The following is a 355-nucleotide window of genomic DNA, read 5'->3' as shown; positions in this document are numbered from 1 at the left end:
AGGTAACCAAAAAAATAATTAGAAAAAATACAAGGGACAAAAAAATCATTATTGGTTAGATAAGGATGTCATTACTTATTACTGGTCAGAGGTTGATGGGCGAGTACCGGTAGTATTTGACTGTAAGTGGTTACCGATGAAGAAAATATATTATCTTTGTGAAGCTTGGTTTATCATGCCGGAAATAGGCTCACTGGTTAGGGTTATTTTCACCATAGATAAACTTCCTCAGTGGCAAGCTATTGTGAATAATACTCAGCAATTTATTTTATCGCATATTAAATATTAAGGAGAATAATGATGCCTCCTGATATAAACACCAATTGGTTATTAAATAATAAAACTAAAATGAGAA

At 31.8% G+C, this 355-nt stretch carries 1 pseudogene; it reads left to right on the top strand.

Going from position 1 to position 355, the window contains the following annotated elements:
- Positions 1–73: 73 nt before the first annotated feature.
- Positions 74–289, top strand: a pseudogene (locus tag V1952_RS22610) (hypothetical protein); the annotation flags it as partial.
- Between the last annotated feature and the right edge of the window lie 66 nt (positions 290–355).

It is taken from the genome of Yersinia sp. 2542 StPb PI (assembly GCF_048593855.1).
GTDB lineage: Bacteria > Pseudomonadota > Gammaproteobacteria > Enterobacterales > Enterobacteriaceae > Yersinia > Yersinia enterocolitica_E.
The sequence above is the reverse complement of the archived record's forward strand: the minus strand, read 5'-3'. Positions and strand labels throughout refer to the sequence as shown.